Source organism: Mitsuaria sp. GD03876, assembly GCF_029840635.1.
GTDB lineage: Bacteria > Pseudomonadota > Gammaproteobacteria > Burkholderiales > Burkholderiaceae_C > Roseateles.
The window spans coordinates 19521-37333 of record NZ_JAOCCU010000015.1 but is presented as its reverse complement, the minus strand read 5'-3'; the positions used below and the strand labels follow the sequence as shown (position 1 = coordinate 37333).

General features: G+C 66.3%; 18 protein-coding genes. 2 read left to right on the top strand and 16 right to left on the bottom strand.

Annotated features, from left to right (window positions below; genetic code table 11):
- Positions 1-107: 107 nt before the first annotated feature.
- A complete protein-coding gene (locus N5D62_RS11545; RefSeq protein WP_279757926.1) occupies positions 108-608 on the top strand; it encodes a type VI secretion system amidase effector protein Tae4 in 501 nt (166 codons plus the stop codon).
- A gap of 32 nt (positions 609-640) precedes the next feature.
- Positions 641-1048: a type VI secretion system amidase immunity protein Tai4 gene (locus N5D62_RS11540; RefSeq protein WP_279758040.1), complete on the top strand. Its 408-nt coding sequence runs from the start codon at positions 641-643 to the stop codon at positions 1046-1048.
- Between the two features lie 125 nt (positions 1049-1173).
- On the opposite strand, the gene N5D62_RS11535 is transcribed toward N5D62_RS11540, so the two are convergent.
- The 16 genes from N5D62_RS11535 to N5D62_RS11460 all read right to left on the bottom strand — a co-directional run bounded on the left by N5D62_RS11535 (position 1174) and on the right by N5D62_RS11460 (position 17808).
- Positions 1174-1668: a hypothetical protein gene (locus N5D62_RS11535; RefSeq protein WP_279757925.1), complete on the bottom strand. Its 495-nt coding sequence runs from the start codon at positions 1666-1668 to the stop codon at positions 1174-1176.
- Positions 1669-1989: 321 nt separating this feature from the next.
- Entirely contained in the window at positions 1990-2976 is a 987-nt protein-coding gene (locus tag N5D62_RS11530) for a DUF4062 domain-containing protein (protein WP_279757924.1), read from the bottom strand.
- A 30-nt stretch (positions 2977-3006) separates the two neighbouring features.
- Positions 3007-4296: a methyl-accepting chemotaxis protein gene (locus N5D62_RS11525; RefSeq protein WP_279757923.1), complete on the bottom strand. Its 1290-nt coding sequence runs from the start codon at positions 4294-4296 to the stop codon at positions 3007-3009.
- Positions 4297-4440: 144 nt separating this feature from the next.
- A complete protein-coding gene (locus N5D62_RS11520) occupies positions 4441-5154 on the bottom strand; it encodes an RNA polymerase sigma factor FliA (protein WP_279757921.1) in 714 nt (237 codons plus the stop codon).
- Between the two features lie 21 nt (positions 5155-5175).
- Positions 5176-5997: a flagellar biosynthesis protein gene (locus tag N5D62_RS11515; protein WP_279757920.1), complete on the bottom strand. Its 822-nt coding sequence runs from the start codon at positions 5995-5997 to the stop codon at positions 5176-5178.
- Between the two features lie 354 nt (positions 5998-6351).
- Entirely contained in the window at positions 6352-8034 is a 1683-nt protein-coding gene (gene flhF / locus N5D62_RS11510) for a flagellar biosynthesis protein FlhF (RefSeq protein ID WP_279757919.1), read from the bottom strand.
- Positions 8031-10130 carry a flagellar biosynthesis protein FlhA gene (gene flhA, locus N5D62_RS11505; RefSeq protein WP_279757918.1) on the bottom strand — a complete coding sequence of 700 codons (2100 nt, stop codon included), beginning with the start codon at positions 10128-10130 and terminating at the stop codon, positions 8031-8033. Before flhA ends, flhF begins: the two co-directional genes overlap by 4 nt.
- Positions 10131-10414: 284 nt before the next feature.
- On the bottom strand, positions 10415-11611 hold the full coding sequence (locus N5D62_RS11500; RefSeq protein ID WP_279757917.1) for a flagellar type III secretion system protein FlhB: 1197 nt from the start codon (positions 11609-11611) through the stop codon (positions 10415-10417).
- 210 nt (positions 11612-11821) lie between these two features.
- Complete coding sequence (locus N5D62_RS11495) at positions 11822-12460, bottom strand: protein phosphatase CheZ (protein ID WP_279757915.1); 639 nt, start codon at positions 12458-12460, stop codon at positions 11822-11824.
- Between the two features lie 16 nt (positions 12461-12476).
- A complete protein-coding gene (gene cheY / locus N5D62_RS11490; protein WP_279757914.1) occupies positions 12477-12869 on the bottom strand; it encodes a chemotaxis response regulator CheY in 393 nt (130 codons plus the stop codon).
- Between the two features lie 72 nt (positions 12870-12941).
- Entirely contained in the window at positions 12942-13889 is a 948-nt protein-coding gene (gene motB / locus N5D62_RS11485) for a flagellar motor protein MotB (protein WP_279757913.1), read from the bottom strand.
- A gap of 15 nt (positions 13890-13904) precedes the next feature.
- Positions 13905-14762, bottom strand: coding sequence for a flagellar motor stator protein MotA (gene motA, locus N5D62_RS11480; RefSeq protein WP_279757912.1), 858 nt, complete (start codon positions 14760-14762; stop codon positions 13905-13907).
- Positions 14763-14939: 177 nt separating this feature from the next.
- Entirely contained in the window at positions 14940-15698 is a 759-nt protein-coding gene (locus N5D62_RS11475; RefSeq protein WP_279757911.1) for a class I SAM-dependent methyltransferase, read from the bottom strand.
- A 10-nt stretch (positions 15699-15708) separates the two neighbouring features.
- Complete coding sequence (flhC, locus tag N5D62_RS11470) at positions 15709-16245, bottom strand: flagellar transcriptional regulator FlhC (protein ID WP_279757910.1); 537 nt, start codon at positions 16243-16245, stop codon at positions 15709-15711.
- A gap of 56 nt (positions 16246-16301) precedes the next feature.
- A complete protein-coding gene (gene flhD / locus N5D62_RS11465; RefSeq protein ID WP_067276158.1) occupies positions 16302-16625 on the bottom strand; it encodes a flagellar transcriptional regulator FlhD in 324 nt (107 codons plus the stop codon).
- Between the two features lie 163 nt (positions 16626-16788).
- Positions 16789-17808 (bottom strand): glycosyltransferase, encoded by a 1020-nt coding sequence (locus N5D62_RS11460; RefSeq protein ID WP_279757909.1) that lies wholly within the window; start codon positions 17806-17808, stop codon positions 16789-16791.
- Positions 17809-17813: the final 5 nt, after the last annotated feature.

The following is a 17813-nucleotide window of genomic DNA, read 5'->3' as shown; positions in this document are numbered from 1 at the left end:
TCAGGTGCCCACCGTCGCCCTGCCCCGTATGGTCGGGATTCACGGCAAGCCTGCGGTGCCTCTCATCGTGACGCCAGCCCCCTGCCACTTCGAGAAAGGACTCCCGCGTGAAGCGTCCCTCCTTCGCCGCAGCTTGGGCGGCATCCCTGCGCATCTATGACATCGCCGATTCCGGCGGCAAGGTCGCCTCGGTGATCGGCGGCAACGTCGAAAAGAACGTCCGCAACCCGGATGTGCAGCAGCGCTGGACCAACACCTGCGCGGTGCGGATGAGCTACATCCTCAACGAATCCGGTCTGCTGGTGCCACGCATTCCTGGTCAAACGGTGTCTGGCGGCGACAAGCGCCAGTACTTCTTCCGAGTGCGCAACCTGATCGGCTTCCTCCAGCAGCAATGGGGGAAGCCGGAGATCGTGAAGTACCCGCCGACGGGCGGCGGCAGCCTCGCCGGGAAACAAGGCGTCATCTTGTTCGAGGTATCCGGCTGGTCCGATGCCGCCGGACACGCCACGCTCTTCAATGGGCGCCAGTGCTACGACCACTGCTATTTCAACGAGCCGGGCGTCAATTACCGGACTGACCGAGCCAATTTCTGGAGCCTGCCGTGAGCGGCGTTCGTTCGATCCTGTGCGCGGTGGTGATGTCGCTGTCGCCGGTGCTTCCTGCAATCGCGCAAGACGTGGCCCCGAGCGGCGAATCACCGAAGGCGCCCGCCCGCAGCCACCTTCAGAACTACAAGGACATGGTTCTCGCGACCTGCGTCGCAATGGCCTACCGGCAGAACCCGCAGGCCGCCGGGGACGCGGGGAGCAGCGTGAGCGCGTTGCGCGACTGGACCGAGTACGACCTGGACCGGGCGCCGGACGAGATCAAGCAACTCGTCGACCGCTATCTGGCGAAGGACTATCGAAACCCGTTGGCCGAAGCGGAATCCCCGGGGCAGCGATTCGATTTCCTGAAATGCCTGGACCTGTATCACAGCACCGAACTGGACACGCAGGCGAAGAAGCTGGTGATGCACCCGAAGCGGAAGACCCAGAAGCGTTGAGTTGCCGGCCGCCGGGCGGCTCCAAAACAAAACGAGTGCCTCACGCTCCCGCGTGGGCACTCGTTTTTCTTTTCCTGCTGGATCTGTTCCGGCTACTTCTGGTCTGGGGTGAATGGTCTCGGACATCACGCCGGCTGCAGGCTGCTCCGCACCTGGTAGCTGTGTTCCTGGAGGGTCGCGATCTCCAGCACCGCCAGGAAGCTGGCGGCCTCATGGGCCAGGTCGACGACGGTATCCCGCAGATGGCTGTTGGGACCGCGGCGAACCCCCATCGGCACGTCGAATTCCTGCAGCAGCGCGGTCATGTAGGTGAGGCGATCGCGGATGTTGAACATCGCTTCGCCGACCGAGGTGGCGCGGTCGAGCAGGAGCGGACGCACGTAGCTGCGGCAGGTGTCGGGCGCTTCATAGCGATAGGGATTGCCGGCGGCGGTGCGAAGCACCTCGAGGGTCCAGTCGCTCGAGGTTTCGAGCGGCTTGCGCTCCAGGAGCGGGACGCGCGGGAGCGGATCGCCCGCCTCCCGTTTCTGCCATTCGATCTCGTGCTTCTCATTGGCGAACTGCTCGGAAATGGCGTAGCCGTCCTTGGCGACGGTGTGCATGAACTGGGCGGTCAGCATGGTCAGGTTTCCTTCAATAAACAACCGTTGAGGGATTCCCATCCAGGGCAATTGAATGCGGAGGGTGGGCGAGATGTCAAAACACGCAACACGCACGTGCGACTTTCCTCGCGGAAAAGTCCATCTCGCCCGTTATGGCGGACTGTGGAGACACACCTTTCGGTGGCGCAACGTGTTGGGTGTTTTGAGCACCTGTGCAAATGATCTTCGAATGCCAAGCAAGCCGCAACGGCAAACATCTTTCTAAAATCGCGACGGAACCACCAATATCTGCTGTCAAGGCAACACTTCAAGCAGACATCACAAAATATAGAATCTCATCTATTTCGCACGAACCACCCTACTTTTTATTGTCAGCAACTCACCCGCCTCCGTCGCCTCCCAAATAGGCTCATCCCCTCCCTTTTGTGGATGCACTCTGATCAACCCCAATGCCCGCAACTGAATAGAAATAGTTTGAAAAATTTGATCGTCTAAGGTTTCCGCTTCACCATCCAGACGCGAGCGCGAAAAAGCGGCCTTCGCAATAATGTCCTGCACGGTGTCTGCTCGCGGCCTCTGGGCCAAATATGGACCGACCGCAGCAAATATATCAAGCCAAGTCAGCTCAGTCCTCCAATTGGTACGCACATAGTTATTAAACTCATCGGATGTATACCGACCCTCCAAGGAAAATTCTTCATCCAACCCAGCCAAATCAGGGATATCGACGTGACGCTGCTCTGACTCTCTCCCCAATTGAGCGGTCAACTCCTGAATGCGCTTTCTAGCTTCATTGAGTTCCGACAATATCTCGGCACTTGCGGCTCTATCCGCCCTGATCCAGCCAACCGCCGGATAGGTGCGAATTGTCTGCGGAAGACTTAGCGCCACGATTCCTGGCAATTCATTCGCACTCTTCCAGTATTTCACAAGACGTCCGGTTGAAGCCTTTTCTCTAAATGCGACCAACTTCAAGGCCAGCGCCGAATCTTGATCAGTTTTACCCGCTGCAATATCGCCTGGGGACCCATGGAGCAGCGCCAAAACCTTCATTCCCTTCGAGATTGCATAGTCATATTCTTTTTCAGTGTAGCTAATACCATCACTTGTCAAAGATCCGTATCGTCCGCCAATGATCAACAAATAGTAGTCACAATCATCAATAACCCTTCGAATGAATGCAAACTGTTCCTCATCCATGGCAGGAAACAATTCCATCCCCGAAGGAATGCAGTCCAACTGCATTAGCGTCTGAATAACCTTCTCCCGCTCATCCTTAAGATCGGCAAAGGTCGAACTGACAAACACTTGATATCTCTTTTCCATCCCCCCTCCTTCTACAAGAACGACCGTGCTTCAGAACCCAAACGCCAACCTCACCCCACCCCAATGCCTCCCGGCAACGGTGACTGGAGCGGATGCCTCCTTCAGCAGCACGAAGTTCCCACCGCCCATATCCCGGCGGTAGGTCTGAAGCAGGAATGGGCGTTGGTTCCGGGCTGAAGCCAGCCCGGTGCGGTCGTTGAAGATCCGCCGGTAGCGGCTATTGGCGGTGTTCCACGCCGTATCGCCCGACCGCTGCGGCTGGCAGTACCGCTTGTTATGCGTCGCGACATAGCCATTGCGGTCCACCGCGATGCAGAACACCACCTTGTCGGAGAACGTCAGCATCCGTTCCTGCACCTGCGGGAACAGCTGGTCCGCGAGCGGCGTGAACCGCGTCGTGAACTGCTGCGGATCCGTGCCCTTGATCGGCTGGTATTGCTCGTCGAACAGCGACGTCAGGTCGATCTGCTTGTCCCGCACCGCGCGCTCCAGCAGCGCCGAGATCTCCGCCGCCGCGCCCTGCACCGCCTGGATGTACGGCGAGTCCTCGACCTCGACCCCGCTCGACGCGATCTGCTCGATCATCTGTTCGCTCAGCCGCAGGAACCGGTCGCTGCACGCGAACGCCGCCTCCAGCTTGCGCATCGCCTGCTGGATCTCGACCCCAAGTTCCCCCGAGCGTTCCGCCAGCTGCTGCGTCGTCGCCTGGCTCTCCTGCGCGCCCTTGGCGATCAGGTCCACGTCGACCTCGACATCGGCGAACGCCTGATGGATCTTGCTCTGCGCGCCACCGCCCGCGCCGTCCGCCCGCAACTCGCGGCTGAAGCTCTCGATCCGCGTGTCCAGCGTCCCCACCGTGCCCATGATGGCCTTGGACGACGCCTCCACCTGCGCCGCCAGATCCTTCACCGCATCGGCCACCACGCCGAAACCGCGGCCCGCCTCGCCGGCGCGCTTGGCCTCCACCGACGCGTTGAACGCCACCAGCCGCGTCTGCAGCGCGATCTTCGTGATCTCGGACGCCGCGTCGCTCACCTGGCGCAAGGTCGACACGATCCCGCCGACCTCCTCGCCGACCCCGGCCAGCGCGTCCCGCGCGCGGCCGACCGCCTCGCGGGTCTGGGTCGTGGATTGGTTGATCGCGTCCTGCGCATGCCGGACCTGCTCGAGCTCGCCGCCCAGCGCCTGCATCGCCTGCGCCTGCGAGGTCACGACCTTCTGCGTGTCCTCCAGCAGGCCACGCACCTCGGCCGCGTCGCGGCCCAGCTTGGAAACACCGCCCGAGAGCTCCCGGACGACGGTCGTGGTCTTGCCTTGCATCGTCGGCTCCCGGAAGCCGTCCCCGACTTCCCCCGCCGACGCGTCAGGCGCATCCTTCCCGGCGCGCCTGCGCCATGAGTCCCACATCGGACGCTCCCCTCATGGTTCCTCGACCACCAGGGACAGCGGCCGTTTCAGGCCGTTTTACCAGTCGCGCAGCTTCACGCGCAATCGGGCAATCGCTTGACTGTGCAGCTGGCACACCCGCGACTCGGTGACCTTCAGCACCGCGGCGATCTCTTTCAGGTTCATGTCATGTTCGTAGTACATGGACATGACGTAGGCCTCGCGCTCCGGCAGGTTCTTGATCGCCTCCACCAGCGCCTCGCGCATGCGGTGATCCCGCAGCAGCGACATCGGATCGGCCGATTCGTCGCTGACGTGACGGTCCAGGTAGTCGTCGCTGTCGTCGTCGCCGGAGATGTCCTCCAGGTAGACCAGCTGCGTCCCGCGCACCTTGCCCAGCATCTCCTGGTACTCGGCCAGCGAGATGCCCATCTCCGCGGCGATCTCCGATTCCTGCGGCGCGCGGCCCAGCTTCTGCTCGAGCTTGTGCACCGCGCTCTCGATCGAGCGCTGCTGGCGGCGCGAGCCGCGGCTCATCCAGTCGCTGCCGCGCAGCTCGTCGAGCATCGCGCCGCGGATGCGCTGCGTCGCGAAGGTCTCGAACTGCACGCCCTGCGCCGTGTCGAAGCGCGACAGCGCGTCCGTCAGCCCGATCAGGCCGACCTGGATCAGGTCGTCCAGTTCAACGTTGGCCGGCAGCTTGGCGATCATCTGATGCGCCAGTCGCCGCACCAGCGGGCTGTACTGCCGAATCAGCGAGTTGTTGTCGAGTTGACCCTTGGCGGTGTACATCGTCTCGTCTCCAATCCGGCGTCAATGCGCAGCCAGGGTCACGCCTTGCGGCCCGCGACCCGACTTGGGCTGCCACATCGGCCGCGGACGCAGCGGCATCGCATCGGCCGCGCTGTCCAGCGCGGCGCCGGGCACCGACGCCAGCAGCAGCTCGCGGGCCATGTGACGCATCTCGTGCGTCAGCGGCGCGCTCACCGGCTGGCGGGGATCCAGACAGGCCCACTCCCGCAGCACCGCCCCCAGGAAGCCGTCGCCGCAGCTCGAGAGCTGCTGCGCGATCCGCTCCGCCAGGCGCAACTGCGGGTTGCAGGCCAGCAGCAGGCTGTAGACCATCAGGCCCGCCCGCTGCGTCAGCCACTTCATGCCGGCGTAGGCGTAGGTCACGCTCTGCACGTCGGTGTCGGCCAGCAGCACCGGACGCACCTCGCGCGACACCAGCACGCGGCTCAGCTCGGCCGCGCTGGCATGCAGCAGGATCACGTCCGCGAACGGCGCGGCGTCGGTCACGGCCTCCAGGAACTGGGCCGCCGAGCCATTGGCGTTGATGTAGCGCAGCGGCAGGCCGCGCGCGGCCAGGAAGGACACCTTGGCCGACAGCGGCTCCACGCACGCCGCCAGGTCCACCGCGGCCAGGTCCGACGGCGCCGAGGCCTGCTCGCCGGCGTCCACCACCAGCGTGTGCAGGCCCAGTTCGCCGAACGCGGCGCACATGCCTTCCAGCAGCGCACCGCTGCCGACCACATGCGGGTTGCTCACCACCGGCACCACGCGCACGCGCGCCGTGGCGAACAGGCGTCGCAGGCCGTCGGCCTGGTCCTTGGGAGCATTGCTGAAGTCGCGCATTGGGCTGTGCTCTGTGTCTTCTTACGAGGTCTGCCCCAGCGATCGGTCCCTCTGGAAAAGGGAGCGCCCATTGCTGGAGCCGTTACCGGAAGTTTCGCCCTGGGGGCCCCTCTTCGACGCGGAATTGAAAGGGGGAAACACCCCGCTTTTCTCCACCGCTTCGCCCTGCTCTCGCTCGTCGGCCCTGCGACGCCGGGACGCCTCCCGCTCGCCAGGGCCAGTTGACCACCGCCCGGAGGCGGCTGCCAACTATCGCCCCAATGGCGAAAGGGGAAGCGCTCGCGCACTTCCCCTTCTTAGAACCTGCGGCCGGATTTGGCAAATCCGGCGTCCTCACGGCGCTGGACGCGCCGCTCAGTTCAGGCCCATCGGCGAGCCCGAAGCCCCCGTCTGGCCCATCGAGCCGGCGGTGAAGATCAGGTTCACGTCGTTGGCGTCCACGCGCCAGGCCGACTGGCCGTGGCTGCGCAGCGCGCGCTGCACCAGCGCCTGGGACGACAGGCGATGCCAGTCTTCGGGCACGCGCTGGCCGTTGGTCACGCCCAGCACGCGCAGCTTGTGGCGGATCACCGTGTCCAGCGCCGGGGCCAGCTTCACGGCCTCGTCCAGCTTGGACAGGATCACGCCCTGCGCTTCCGCGCCGCGCCAGGCGCCGACCACGTCCTCGATCGTCTCGCCCTGCTGGGCGGCGTTGACGACCAGGATGCGCTTGATGCTCTTGTGGGCCAGCATGTCCAGCAGCTCGGCGGTGCGGCTGTCGCGCTGGGCCGTGCCGGCCGTGTCGATCAGCACCATCTTCTTGCCGGCCAGCAGTTCCAGCAGGTCTTCCAGCGACGCGCGGTCATGCGCGGTGTGCACCGGCACGCCCAGGATGCGGCCGTAGGCGCGCAGCTGCTCGTGCGCGCCGATCCGGTACGCGTCCAGCGTGATCAGGCCCAGCTGGCTCGCGCCGTACTTGGTGGCGAAGGCCGCGGCGATCTTGGCCGTCGTCGTGGTCTTGCCCACGCCGGTCGAGCCGATCATCGCGAACACGCCGCCCTGGTCTTCCAGCGCCGGCATCTGCTCGGCGGTCTGCACGTTGCGGGCCAGCACGTTCGAGGCCCACGCGTGCGATTCCGATTCCTCGGTCATCGGCGCCGGCAGGCCTTCCACCAGCTTGCGCACCAGCGCCGGCGAGAACCCGGCGTCCAGCAGCTTCTGCGTCAGCCGCGCCTGCGCCGGCTGGCGCTGCAGCTTCTCCATGAAGGCCAGCGCGCCGAAGCGCTCTTCGATCATGCCCTTCATCGCCCGCAGCTCGGTCATCATTTCCTGCTCGCGGCGCGACGACGACGGCATGTCGTTCAGCGGATGGTTGCCCATGCCGCCGAAGCCGTGGCCGATGCCACCCAGGTCCTGCATCGGCTGTTGCTGCACGCGGATCTCGTCGCGCAGCACCGGCGGCACGACGCGCGGCGCGGGCGCCGGCATCGGGGCGGGTTCATAGGCGCGCTCGTCCACGCGGCGCGCGCCCAGCGTCTGCATCGCGGCACGGGCGCGCTGGTCGCGCTGCGCGGCCATCGAGGCCACCGACTCGGCCATCTGCGCCTGCGACGGCGCGTGCGAGGGCTCGTCCATCAGCGGATCGGGCAGGCCGTTCATCTCGGCAGAGCGGCGCTTGAGCATGCGCTCGCGCACGTAGTCCTGGAAGGACAGCGTGCTCATGCCCAGGGCGTTCACGTCGTCGCCGACCGAACCGGCGAAACCGGGTTCGGCGCGTTGCTGCGGCGCGGGCGGGGCCAGGCGCTGCTTGAGGGCCTGGCGCGGCTGCGGGTCCGGGCGCTGCGGCTGCGCGGCGGCGGGCTGGCGCGGGGCGGTGGCGCGCGGCGTCGAGGCGGCGACGCGCTCGATCTGCGACATGCCTTCCGGCGCCATCGCCAGCACTTCCACGCCTTCGGGGCAGGGCTTGTTCGAGAGCACGACCGCGTCGTCGCCGAAAGCCTGGCGGACCAGGGTCATGGCTTCGCGGGAACTGCGGGCGGTAAAGCGTTTGACGTTCATGCCGTGCCTCCGATGATGGAGCCGATGCGGATCGTGTGCGTTTCAGGAATCTCGCTGTGTCCCAGCACCTTGAGCCGCGGCGCAGCGCGCTTGAGCAGTCGGGCCAGGGGTGCGCGGATCAGGTCGGGCACCAGCAGGCAGGCGGGCAAACCGCGATCCTCTTGGGACTGGGCGGTCTGGGCGGCACTCCGCGCAAGCGTGTCGGCCACGCCGGGATCCAGCGCCGCGCCGTGAGGCGAGTGCAGGGCCTGCGTGACCAGGCGCTCCAGTTCCGGATCGAGGGCGATGACATCCAGTTCGCGGGCCGGACCGTAGATCTGCTGCACGATCGCCGGGGCGATGTGGATGCGGATGCGACGGGCCAGCTCGGCCGGATCGTTGGTCTGCGTGGCGTTTTCGGCCAGGCTTTCCACGATGGAACGCATGTCGCGGATGTGCACGCCCTCTTCCAGCAGGAACTGGAGGACTCGTTGCAGGGCGGCGACATTGACCATCTTTGGAATCACGTCTTCGATGAGCTGAGGCGCTTGCTTGGTGAGGTGATCCACCAGCTGCTGGGTTTCCACCCGGCCCAACAAACGGGCCGCGTGAACTTGCAGCAAGTGTGAAAGATGCGTGGCCACCACGGTCGCGCAATCAACGACGGTAAAGCCCGCCAATTGCGCCATATCCCGTTGCCGCTCCTCGATCCAGACCGCCGGGAGTCCGAAGGCGGGATCCGTCGTCTGGGTCCCGATCAGCTTCTGCGTCGCGTGACCCGGGTTGATCGCCAGCCACATGCCGGGGTAGGCCTCGGCCTCGCCGATCACCGCGCCGCGCAGCGTCACGCGGTACTGGCTGGGGCGCAGCTCCAGGTTGTCGCGGATGTGCACCGACGGCGGCAGGAACCCGATGTCCTGCGCGAACTTGCGGCGCACGCCCTTGATGCGGCTCAGCAGGTCGCCTTCGCGCGACTTGTCCACCAGCGTGATCAGCCGGTAGCCGACTTCCAGGCCCAGCGTGTCCACGGCGACCACGTCTTCCCACGAGGCCTCGGCGTCCGGGTTGGGCGCGCCGGGCAGCGGGGCGGCGGGCTTCTTCAGCTCGGCGGCCTTCTTGGCCTGTTCCTTGGTTCGCAGCCAGTACGCCAGGTAACCCAGGCCGCCGGCGATCATCAGGAACACCAGGTGCGGCATGCCGGGGATCAGGCCGAGGATGAAGACCACGCCGGCGGTGATGGCGACGGCCTTGGTCGAGCCGAACACCTGCGAGCCGATCATCTGGCCGACGTCCTTGTCCTTGCCGACGCGCGAGACCACGAGCGCGGAGGAGACGGAGATCAGCAGGGCCGGGATCTGGGCGACGAGCGCGTCGCCGACGGCCAGCAGGATGTAGCTGTCGGCGGCCTGGCCGGCGGACAGGCCGTGCTGGGCCACGCCGATGACGAAGCCGCCGATGATGTTGATGAAGAGGATCAGGATGCCGGCGATGGCGTCGCCGCGGACGAACTTGGAGGCACCGTCCATGGAGCCGAAGAAGTCGGCTTCGTCGCCGAGCTCGGCGCGGCGACGCTTGGCTTCCTTCTCGTCGATCAGGCCGGCGGACAGGTCGGCGTCGATGGCCATCTGCTTGCCGGGCATCGCGTCCAGGGTGAAGCGCGCGCCGACTTCGGCGATGCGTTCGGCGCCCTTGGTGACGACGATGAAGTTGATGACGACGAGGATGGCGAAGACGATCAGGCCGACGGCGAAGTTGCCGCCGATCAGGAAGTGGCCGAAGGATTCGATGACCTTGCCGGCGGCGCCGGAGCCGGTGTGGCCTTCGAGCAGGACGACGCGGGTGGAGGCGACGTTCAGGGACAGGCGCAGCAGGGTCGTGATCAGCAGGACGGTGGGGAAGGCCGCGAAGTCCAGCGGCTTGACCATCTGCGAGGCCACGAGCATCACCATGATGGACATGGCGATGTTGAAGGTGAAGAACAGGTCGAGGGCGAAGGCCGGCAGGGGCAGCACCATCATCGACAGGATGATGATGATGGCGATCGGTGCCCCGAGCGCCTGGAGGATGGCGGCGCGGGGTCCGAGGAGGTTCTGCAAACGGGCCATCAGCTCGTTCATCGGTGCTGCCTTCTGCCTGGATCGACGGGGTTGCCCGACAGGACTGTCGAGTGCCGCCATTGTTCGGCGACACCCCGATTCCCTTTAGCCCGATAAGCGGGAGATTTCCCCCCCGAACGCCGCCATTGCTGGAGCGTCGGCCGGCTCGATGACGCCCCTCCCCCGCACGCCACGCTGGGTTCGGCGTCGGCCGGATCGGTGCCCCCTTGAAGCGAATGCCGAGCGTGCGGAGGCGTCTGAGCGTAAAGGGGGCACCGATCCGGCCGACGCGTGCTCGGTCGCGATCAGGCGGGAGAGCCCTCCGGGAACGCGTCGTCCGCCTCGTCCTCTGGCGGCGTCCAGCCGGGTTTCTTGTGCGGGTCGAGTTCGTCGGGCACCGGCGGATTCGGCGCGACGTTGGGCGCCATGCCCTGCCCCTTGAGCGCGGCCTTGAGCTGGTAGACGTAGGCCAGGACCTGCGCCACCGCCCCGAACAGCGCGCCGGGGATTTCCCGGTCGAGTTCGGCGTGGGCGTACAGGGCACGGGCCAGGGCCGGTGCCTGAAGGACGGGCACCTTGTTGTCCTTGGCGATGTCGCGGATCTTGAAGGCCAGCAGGTCCAGGCCCTTGGCCACGACGCGGGGCGCGCCCATCTTGGTTTCGTCGTACGCGATGGCCACGGCGTAGTGGGTCGGGTTCATGACGACGAGGTCGGCCTTGGGCACGGCGGCGAGCATGCGGCGCTTGACCAGTTCCCGGGCCTTGGCGCGCATCTTGTGTTTCATCTCGAGGTTGCCTTCGGCTTCCTTGAGTTCGTTCTTGGCTTCCTCGCGGGACATCTTGAGCCGCTTGAGGTAGAGGTGGCGCTGCAGCGGCACGTCGATGATGGCGAACAGCGCCAATGCCAGTCCCAGCAGGGCCAGGCCGCCCATCATCTGCTTGGCGGCGAAGGCCAGCGCCGAGGGAAGCGGCACGGACATGATGCCGATGAAGCCGGCGATCCGGTCCTTGAGCGCCATCGCGCCGACGACGCCCAGCACCAGGGACAGCAGCACCGCCTTGAGCGCGGTGGTCAGGTTCTGCCACTGGAACAGCCGGCCGAAGCCGTTGATCGGGTTCAGGTGGGAGAACTTCGGGGTCAGCGGCTTCATCGTGAAGTTCCAGCCGCCCGAGGCGATGTGGGCCGCGATCGCGGCCATCGCCAGGATCAGCAGCGCCGGCAGGCCGAGCATGAAGCCCTGCCAGGTCAGCACCGACAGCCGCTCGGTCATCATGCCGGCGGTGCGGAGTTGTTCGGCATCGAAACGCAATGCGCCTTCGACCATGCGCTGGAGCTTGTCCACCGCGTACGGCGTCGCAGTCGCGAACAAGGCGCCGCCCGTGGCCATCACCGCGAAATGCGGCAGGTCCCGGGAGCGCGGCAGTTGACCCTCCTTGCGCGATCTTTCGATCTTTTTCTGCGAGGCGGGTAAGTTGCGGTCTTGTGCGTCTTGGTCGGCCATGAAGGGGGCCACGGCCTGATGCCGCGGCGCCGCCATTGTTCGGCCGAAGGGGATTCGGCCTTGGCCGGATAAGGGACGGAAAACCGCCGGTCTTCTCGCCCGCCGATGCCGGGCGGGGAATATCCCCCAGAATTCCGGCCCGAAGTGCCGGCCCGAAATGCAGAAACCCGCGCCGGGGCGCGGGTTTCGTTCAGCGAAGCGGGACCTGGATCAGAAGCCCAGCGAGGCCAGCAGGTCGTCCACTTCGGACTGGTTGGCGACCACGTCGGTGCGGCCTTCGTGGCTGACGACCGGCCCCTGCAGGATGCTGGGGTCGACCTTCTCGCGCTGCTCGGGCGGCACGACGGAGACCAGCAGCTTCACCAGCGAGTCTTCCAGGTCGTTGGCCAGCGTCACCACCTTGGCGACGACCTGGCCGGTCAGGTCGTGGAAGTCCTGCGACAGCATGATGTCGGTCAGGTGCGTGTCGATCTTGGAGGTCGAGGACTCGACCTCCTTCACGAAGTTCAGCACCGCGCCCGAGGCCACCGCGCGGACCGGGTCCGCGGTGATCGCCTGGGCCATCGCGTTGGCGGCCTCGGTGATCTTGGCGTGCTCGGCCTTGGCCTGGTCGACCGAGTTGAGCACCTTGTTGGCGGCGTCGGCGGTCTTGTTGGCGATGTAGGTCAGGCGGCTGCGCGCGTCGGGCAGCCCGTCGGTGGCGACCTGCAGCTTGGGCATCACGCCCAGCTGCTGCATCGTGTCGTGCAGCACGCGGGTGATCGTGCCGATCTGTTGGAACACCTCCGGCGAGACCGTCAGCGGCTCGTTGGATTGCGCGGTCAGTTTGGCCAGCTCTTCCATCTGCATGGTGGACTCCCCAGCATCAGGCCGCAGCGGCCAGCTTCTGCATGATCTTCAGGACCTTCTCCTCCAGCGTGGCCTTCGTGAACGGCTTCACGATGTAGCCCGCCGCGCCGCTCTGGGCGGCCAGGACGATGTCCTCCTTGCGGGCCTCGGCCGTCACCATCAGCACCGGCAGGTGCTTGAGCGAGGCGTCTTCCTTGATGGCCTTGAGCAGCTCGAAGCCATTCATGTTGGGCATGTTGATGTCGCTGACGACGAAATCGTATTTGGCCTGTTTCAGCATGCTCAGGGCCTCGACGCCGTCTTCCGCCTCTTCGGCGTTGTTGTAGCCGATCTCCTTCAGCAGACCGCGCACGATGCGGCGCATGGTCGAGAAGTCGTCGACGATCAAGAATTTCATGTCAGTGCTCATGGCGTTCCTCTGAGGGGACTGGAGGGCTTAAGACGAGATCTAGTTATGACGGGCGAACGTCGATCCGGACCGTTATCGGCCCGCGGGGGCGGAACTCGAAATCCTCGGCGCGCTGGCCGCGGGTTCCGTGGCGTCCTCGTCCTCGTCGGGCAGGTTCTTCAGCACCGCATCCTCGGCATCGCGATTCATCACGATGATGCTGATGCGGCGATTGACCTGGGCCTTGGGGTCCTTGGTATCGAGCAGCTTGCTCGATGCCAGGCCCTGCACGCGAAGGACCCGGGTATCCGGCAAACCGCCCGCCACCAGCTCGCGCCGCGAGGCATTGGCCCGGTCCGCCGACAGTTCCCAGTTGCTGTATCCGCGCTCGCCCGCAGAAAACGGCTGTGCGTCCGTATGTCCTTCCAGCGTCAGCCGGTTGGGCACCTCGGACAACACGTTGCCGAGTTCCTGCAGCAACTCGCGCATATACGGCTTTACCACCGCGCTGCCGCTGTCAAACATCGGACGATTATTCTCGTCCACGATTTGGATACGCAAGCCCTCGCGGGTCATGTCGAGCCGGATTTGCCCACCTAATGCCGCAATTCGGGGGTTGTCCGCGATGATTTTCTCGACCTTGTCCTTCAATTGCTGCAGGCGCACCCGTTCGGCGCGGCGCTGCTCTTCCTTGAGGGCCTTGAGGTTGATGGTCTTGCGGGGTGATTCGACGTCCCCGGCCTTGACCTGGCCGGTCTGGCGCGTCAGGTCCTGGCCGCCGCCCTTGATGATGTGCGAGGCGTCGCCCGAGCCCGAGCCGCCGAACATCGCCACCTTCAGCGGCGAGGCGAAATAGTCCGCGATGCCCTTCTTGTCGCCCTCGGTCGTGGAGCCGAGCAGCCACATCAGCAGGAAGAAGGCCATCATCGCCGTCACGAAGTCCGCGTACGCGATCTTCCACGCGCCGCCATGGGCGGCATGGCCGCCCTTCTTGACGCGCTTGATGATGATGGGCTGGAGTTTCTTGGCGTCACCGGCCATGGTGATTCACTCCGTTCACTTCTTCTTCACGTGGCCTTCGAGCTCGGCGAAGGTCGGGCGCTCGGTCGAGTAGAGCACCTTGCGGCCGAATTCGATCGCCACCTGCGGCGCATACCCCTGCATCGAGGCCAGCAGCGTGGTCTTGATGCATTGCAGTTCCTTGCCGGCCTCGTCGACCTTGGCTTCCAGCGCGCCGGCCAGCGGCTCGGCGAAGGCGTAGGCCAGCAGGATCCCGAGGAAGGTGCCGACCAGCGCCGAGCCGATCATCCCGCCCAGCACCGCCGGCGGCTGGCCGACCGAGCCCATCGTGTTCACCACGCCCAGCACCGCCGCGACGATGCCGAAGGCCGGCAGCCCGCCGGCCAGGCGCTGCAGCGCGATCACGGCCAGGAAGGCCTCGTGGTGGTGGGTGTCGATCTCGGCGTCCATCAGCGATTCGATCTCGTGCGCGTTCAGGTTGCCCGAGACCATCATCCGAAGATAGTCGGTGATGAATTCGGTGACGTGGTGGTCGTTGCCCACCGTCGCGTATTTCTGGAACAGCGGCGAGCTGTGCGGATCCTCGACGTCCTTCTCGATGGACATCAGGCCCTCCTTGCGGGCCTTCTGCAGGATGTCGTAGAGCAGCGCCAGCAGCTCCATGTAGCGGGCCTTCGTGTACTTGCTGCCCTTGAAGCAGTCGCCCAGGCCCTTCATCGTGGCCTTCATCACCTTGGGCGGGTTGGTGGCCAGCATGCCGCCGATGGCCGCGCCGAAGATGGTGGTCATCTCGAACGGCAGCGCATGCAGCACGACGCTGATGTTGCCGCCGTGCGCGATGAAGACGCCGAAGATGCAGGCCAGGGCAAGCACCCAACCGATGATGACAAACATGAAGGTCGTTCCGTCTTGAAGTTGCCGCCGCGTCCCCTCGCGGTCCGGGCCATCTCATCCCTTATCGACCGGCTCCCCGCCCGCTTGAGCCCGGCGCTTCACGGCCGGTGCCTTCCGCGGGCGCCGGTCGGGCGTCCCTGACTGATCGCGTGAGAAGTTGACGGGGCGCGGTCGGGCTCAGGCCCGGAGGTCGCGCACCCGGTAGACATACAGCTGGTGGCGGGTCCCGGTCTCCAGCTGCGCGAAGGGCGCTTGCCCCGGCAGCGGGAAATCCAGGCTCGCCAGCCAGCTGTCCGGCCGCATCTCGGCGCGCGCCTTGTCCAGCGCCCGCGGCATCGATTCGGGCCGCTGGAACAGGTAGACCAGGTCCGTCTCGCGCCACGGCTGGGCCCACAGGTCGCCCCGGGCGATCTCGGCCCAGGGGCAGCGCAGGCGGGCCAGCAGCCACAGCACGCCACTGTATTCAATGCCGGCCAGGCGGACCGCCGGATAAGCGCGGCGAAGAGCCACCAATCCGTCGCCCAGCCCGCAGCCGGCGTCCAGCACCCGGGCGCCGCCGGGCAGCGGCACGCGCGCGGGCAGCGCGCGCAGCGCGTCGTGGGGCGTCGGGAACAGCGGCGCGTCGGTCCAGCCGCGGCGCGGATAGGCCAGCACCAGCACCGCCAGCGGGATCAGCCAGATCCAGGCCGGCAGGTCGGTCCCGGTGAACAGCAGGGCGAGCGGGAAACCGGAGGCGACGATCAGCCGGCGCCAGGTCTGCCGGTGCACGCCGGCCAGGATGATGCCCAGGCCCGAGGCGACCAGCGCCGCCGGCCAGTCCGGCCCGAACAGGCGCCAGACCGCGAAGCAGGCGGCCCAGCTCAGCAGCGCCAGCGCCGGCCAGCGCAGCGCCGAGGGGGCGTCCCCCGGGGCGGCATGAGGGAGTCGGGCGGCCACGGCGGCGGCCTCAATGCATCTGGATGCCGCCGGCCGCCTTGCCCTTGCCGGCACGCGCCGGCGGGTTGCACAGGCCGCAGACGTAATGCTTGGCGACCTCGTGCGGGTGGGTCACGAAGTGGCCGCCGCACTTGCCGCACTTGGTCATCGTCAGCATGCCGTTGTCGACGAACTTGACCAGGCGCCAGGCCCGGGTCACCGACAGCAGCGGCTCCAGGTTCTGGGCGGAGGTCTGTTCCTGGTACAGCTGGTAGGCCTTGATGACGACGTCGATCTCGTCCATCTCGGCGACCTTGTTCAGGTACTCGTGGATGTTCAGGAACAGGCTGGCGTGGATGTTGGGCTGCCAGGTCATGAACCAGTCGGTGGAGAACGGCAGCTGGCCCTTGGACGGCGACTTGCCCGAGACTTCCTTGTACAGGCGCAGCAGGCGCTCGTAGCTCAGGTCCGTTTCCGACTCCAGCACCTGCAGGCGGGCGCCCAGGTGGATCAGCGTCACGGCGCGCTCGATCTGCTTGGCTTCGGTCAGGATGGACTTGGTGCGCATGTCGGTGTCTCCGGGGTCGTGTCGTCTTCAGTTCGGCGGCGGGCCGTCGATATAACTTAGGCGGCTTCCTGGTGACGTCCAGCCATCAGGATGGAGGCATGCAGGCGGGACACGCTGTCGTTGGCGGCGGGCTTGCCGTGCGAGGTCAGCAGGCCCCACACCAGGTCGTCGTCCATGCGGAAGCGGCACAGCAGCGTGTTGCCGGAGGCGATCTTGAGCATCTGCGCGGCGCTCAGCGTGTTCAGCAGCGTCGCGGTTTCCTCGGAGATGCCCAGGCGGTACAGCGCCTGTTCGCGGTCGGCACGGATCAGGCTCTGCGCCAGCATCAGGTACGACAGGTTGGCTTCGCGGATCTCGGCGAGGATTTGGTCGGCGTTCATCGTTCGGCTCCTGGGGTGTTGGGTGCTGATGTCGTTTCGTTTCAGCGTGAGACGAACTGTAGAGATCGCGACACGCATAAAACATCAGGTCGCTTCCATCTCCAGGTTAGGGAGTGCGCCGACGCGTTTGTCAGATCAATTCCTACAAGATGCCGGATCAGCGCTATTGCGGCTGTCCTTTTTGAAGGATCGATGACAGCAACGCCAGGTTGTGCGACGCCAGGTGGCTGCCGCGTCCGGCGACCGCGCCGGGCTGGTCCGGGCGCTCGCCGATCTCCAGGCAGCGCCGCCAGGCGTCCTCGATCATCGGCAGCAGCACCTCCGCCTGCGCCGGCTCGTCCGCCGCCCAGTCGAGCAGCAGATCCCCCAGCGCGAAAAAGAAGTCCGGCGACTCGGCGCAGCGCTGCAGCTGCGCTTCCGCGAAGACCAGGCCGTCGGCGTGGCGCTTGAGCGACTTCAGGCCGAAGAGCCGCCGCGCGACCAGGTCGTTCCACCATGCCGGCGGCAGGGGCATCGAGGTCAAGCGCTCCGCGGCGATCGCGAAGGCTTCTTCGGCTTGCGCGAAGCGGTCGTAGACGGAGAAATCCTTGCCGAGCTGGTACCAGAGGTACGGATTCGCCGGATCGTCCTGGACGGCGGCGAGCAGCAAGGCCTCGTTGCGCCCCCGCTTCCCGGCCAGACGTTCCGGCAGATAACCATCGTGCGCGACATGGACATCGAGCGGCCACACCGGCAACGCGTGCGAGGGCTGCTCATGGATGCGGCCGGCGTAGCGGACGGCGCCCGGCAGCACGCGGCTCAGGCGGGAACGCGCGGTGCCGCCGTCGAAGCGGTCCTCGAGCGCGATCGTGCCGACGAAGTCCGGCGCGGTCGAGCGCAGCGCCTCGAGCGCCGCGCCGCTGCCCTCCCCCGTCAGCCATTCGTCGGCGTCGAGCACCAGGTGCCAGTCGGCCCCGGCCGCGTCGAGCGCCGCATTGCGGGCCGCGGAGAAATCGTCGATCCAGGCAAAGTGGCCGACGCGCGCGCCCGCGGCCTGGGCCAGGCGGACGGTCTCGTCGGTGGAGCCGGTGTCCATCACCAGCAGCTCGTCCACGTGGGGGCGGACGCTGTCCAGCAGGCGGGCGATCGTCGCCGCCTCGTTGCGGGCGATGACGACGAGGCAGGTGCGCCAGCGCGACGGCATGCGGC

Excerpts from the sequence above, each read along its gene's own strand:
- N5D62_RS11530 (WP_279757924.1), bottom strand. The coding sequence starts at position 2,976 with ATGGAAAAGAGATATCAAGTGTTTGTCAGTTCGACCTTTGCCGATCTT.
- flhA (WP_279757918.1), bottom strand. The coding sequence starts at position 10,130 with ATGAACGAGCTGATGGCCCGTTTGCAGAACCTCCTCGGACCCCGCGCC.
- cheY (WP_279757914.1), bottom strand. The coding sequence starts at position 12,869 with ATGAGCACTGACATGAAATTCTTGATCGTCGACGACTTCTCGACCATG.
- flhD (WP_067276158.1), bottom strand. The coding sequence starts at position 16,625 with ATGAACGCCGACCAAATCCTCGCCGAGATCCGCGAAGCCAACCTGTCG.
- N5D62_RS11515 (WP_279757920.1), bottom strand. The coding sequence starts at position 5,997 with ATGCGCGACTTCAGCAATGCTCCCAAGGACCAGGCCGACGGCCTGCGA.
- N5D62_RS11460 (WP_279757909.1), bottom strand. The coding sequence starts at position 17,808 with ATGCCGTCGCGCTGGCGCACCTGCCTCGTCGTCATCGCCCGCAACGAG.
- motA (WP_279757912.1), bottom strand. The coding sequence starts at position 14,762 with ATGTTTGTCATCATCGGTTGGGTGCTTGCCCTGGCCTGCATCTTCGGC.
- N5D62_RS11520 (WP_279757921.1), bottom strand. The coding sequence starts at position 5,154 with ATGTACACCGCCAAGGGTCAACTCGACAACAACTCGCTGATTCGGCAG.
- flhF (WP_279757919.1), bottom strand. The coding sequence starts at position 8,034 with ATGAACGTCAAACGCTTTACCGCCCGCAGTTCCCGCGAAGCCATGACC.
- flhC (WP_279757910.1), bottom strand. The coding sequence starts at position 16,245 with ATGCGCACCAAGTCCATCCTGACCGAAGCCAAGCAGATCGAGCGCGCC.
- N5D62_RS11540 (WP_279758040.1), top strand. The coding sequence starts at position 641 with ATGTCGCTGTCGCCGGTGCTTCCTGCAATCGCGCAAGACGTGGCCCCG.
- N5D62_RS11525 (WP_279757923.1), bottom strand. The coding sequence starts at position 4,296 with ATGCAAGGCAAGACCACGACCGTCGTCCGGGAGCTCTCGGGCGGTGTT.
- N5D62_RS11495 (WP_279757915.1), bottom strand. The coding sequence starts at position 12,460 with ATGCAGATGGAAGAGCTGGCCAAACTGACCGCGCAATCCAACGAGCCG.
- N5D62_RS11535 (WP_279757925.1), bottom strand. The coding sequence starts at position 1,668 with ATGCTGACCGCCCAGTTCATGCACACCGTCGCCAAGGACGGCTACGCC.
- motB (WP_279757913.1), bottom strand. The coding sequence starts at position 13,889 with ATGGCCGGTGACGCCAAGAAACTCCAGCCCATCATCATCAAGCGCGTC.
- N5D62_RS11500 (WP_279757917.1), bottom strand. The coding sequence starts at position 11,611 with ATGGCCGACCAAGACGCACAAGACCGCAACTTACCCGCCTCGCAGAAA.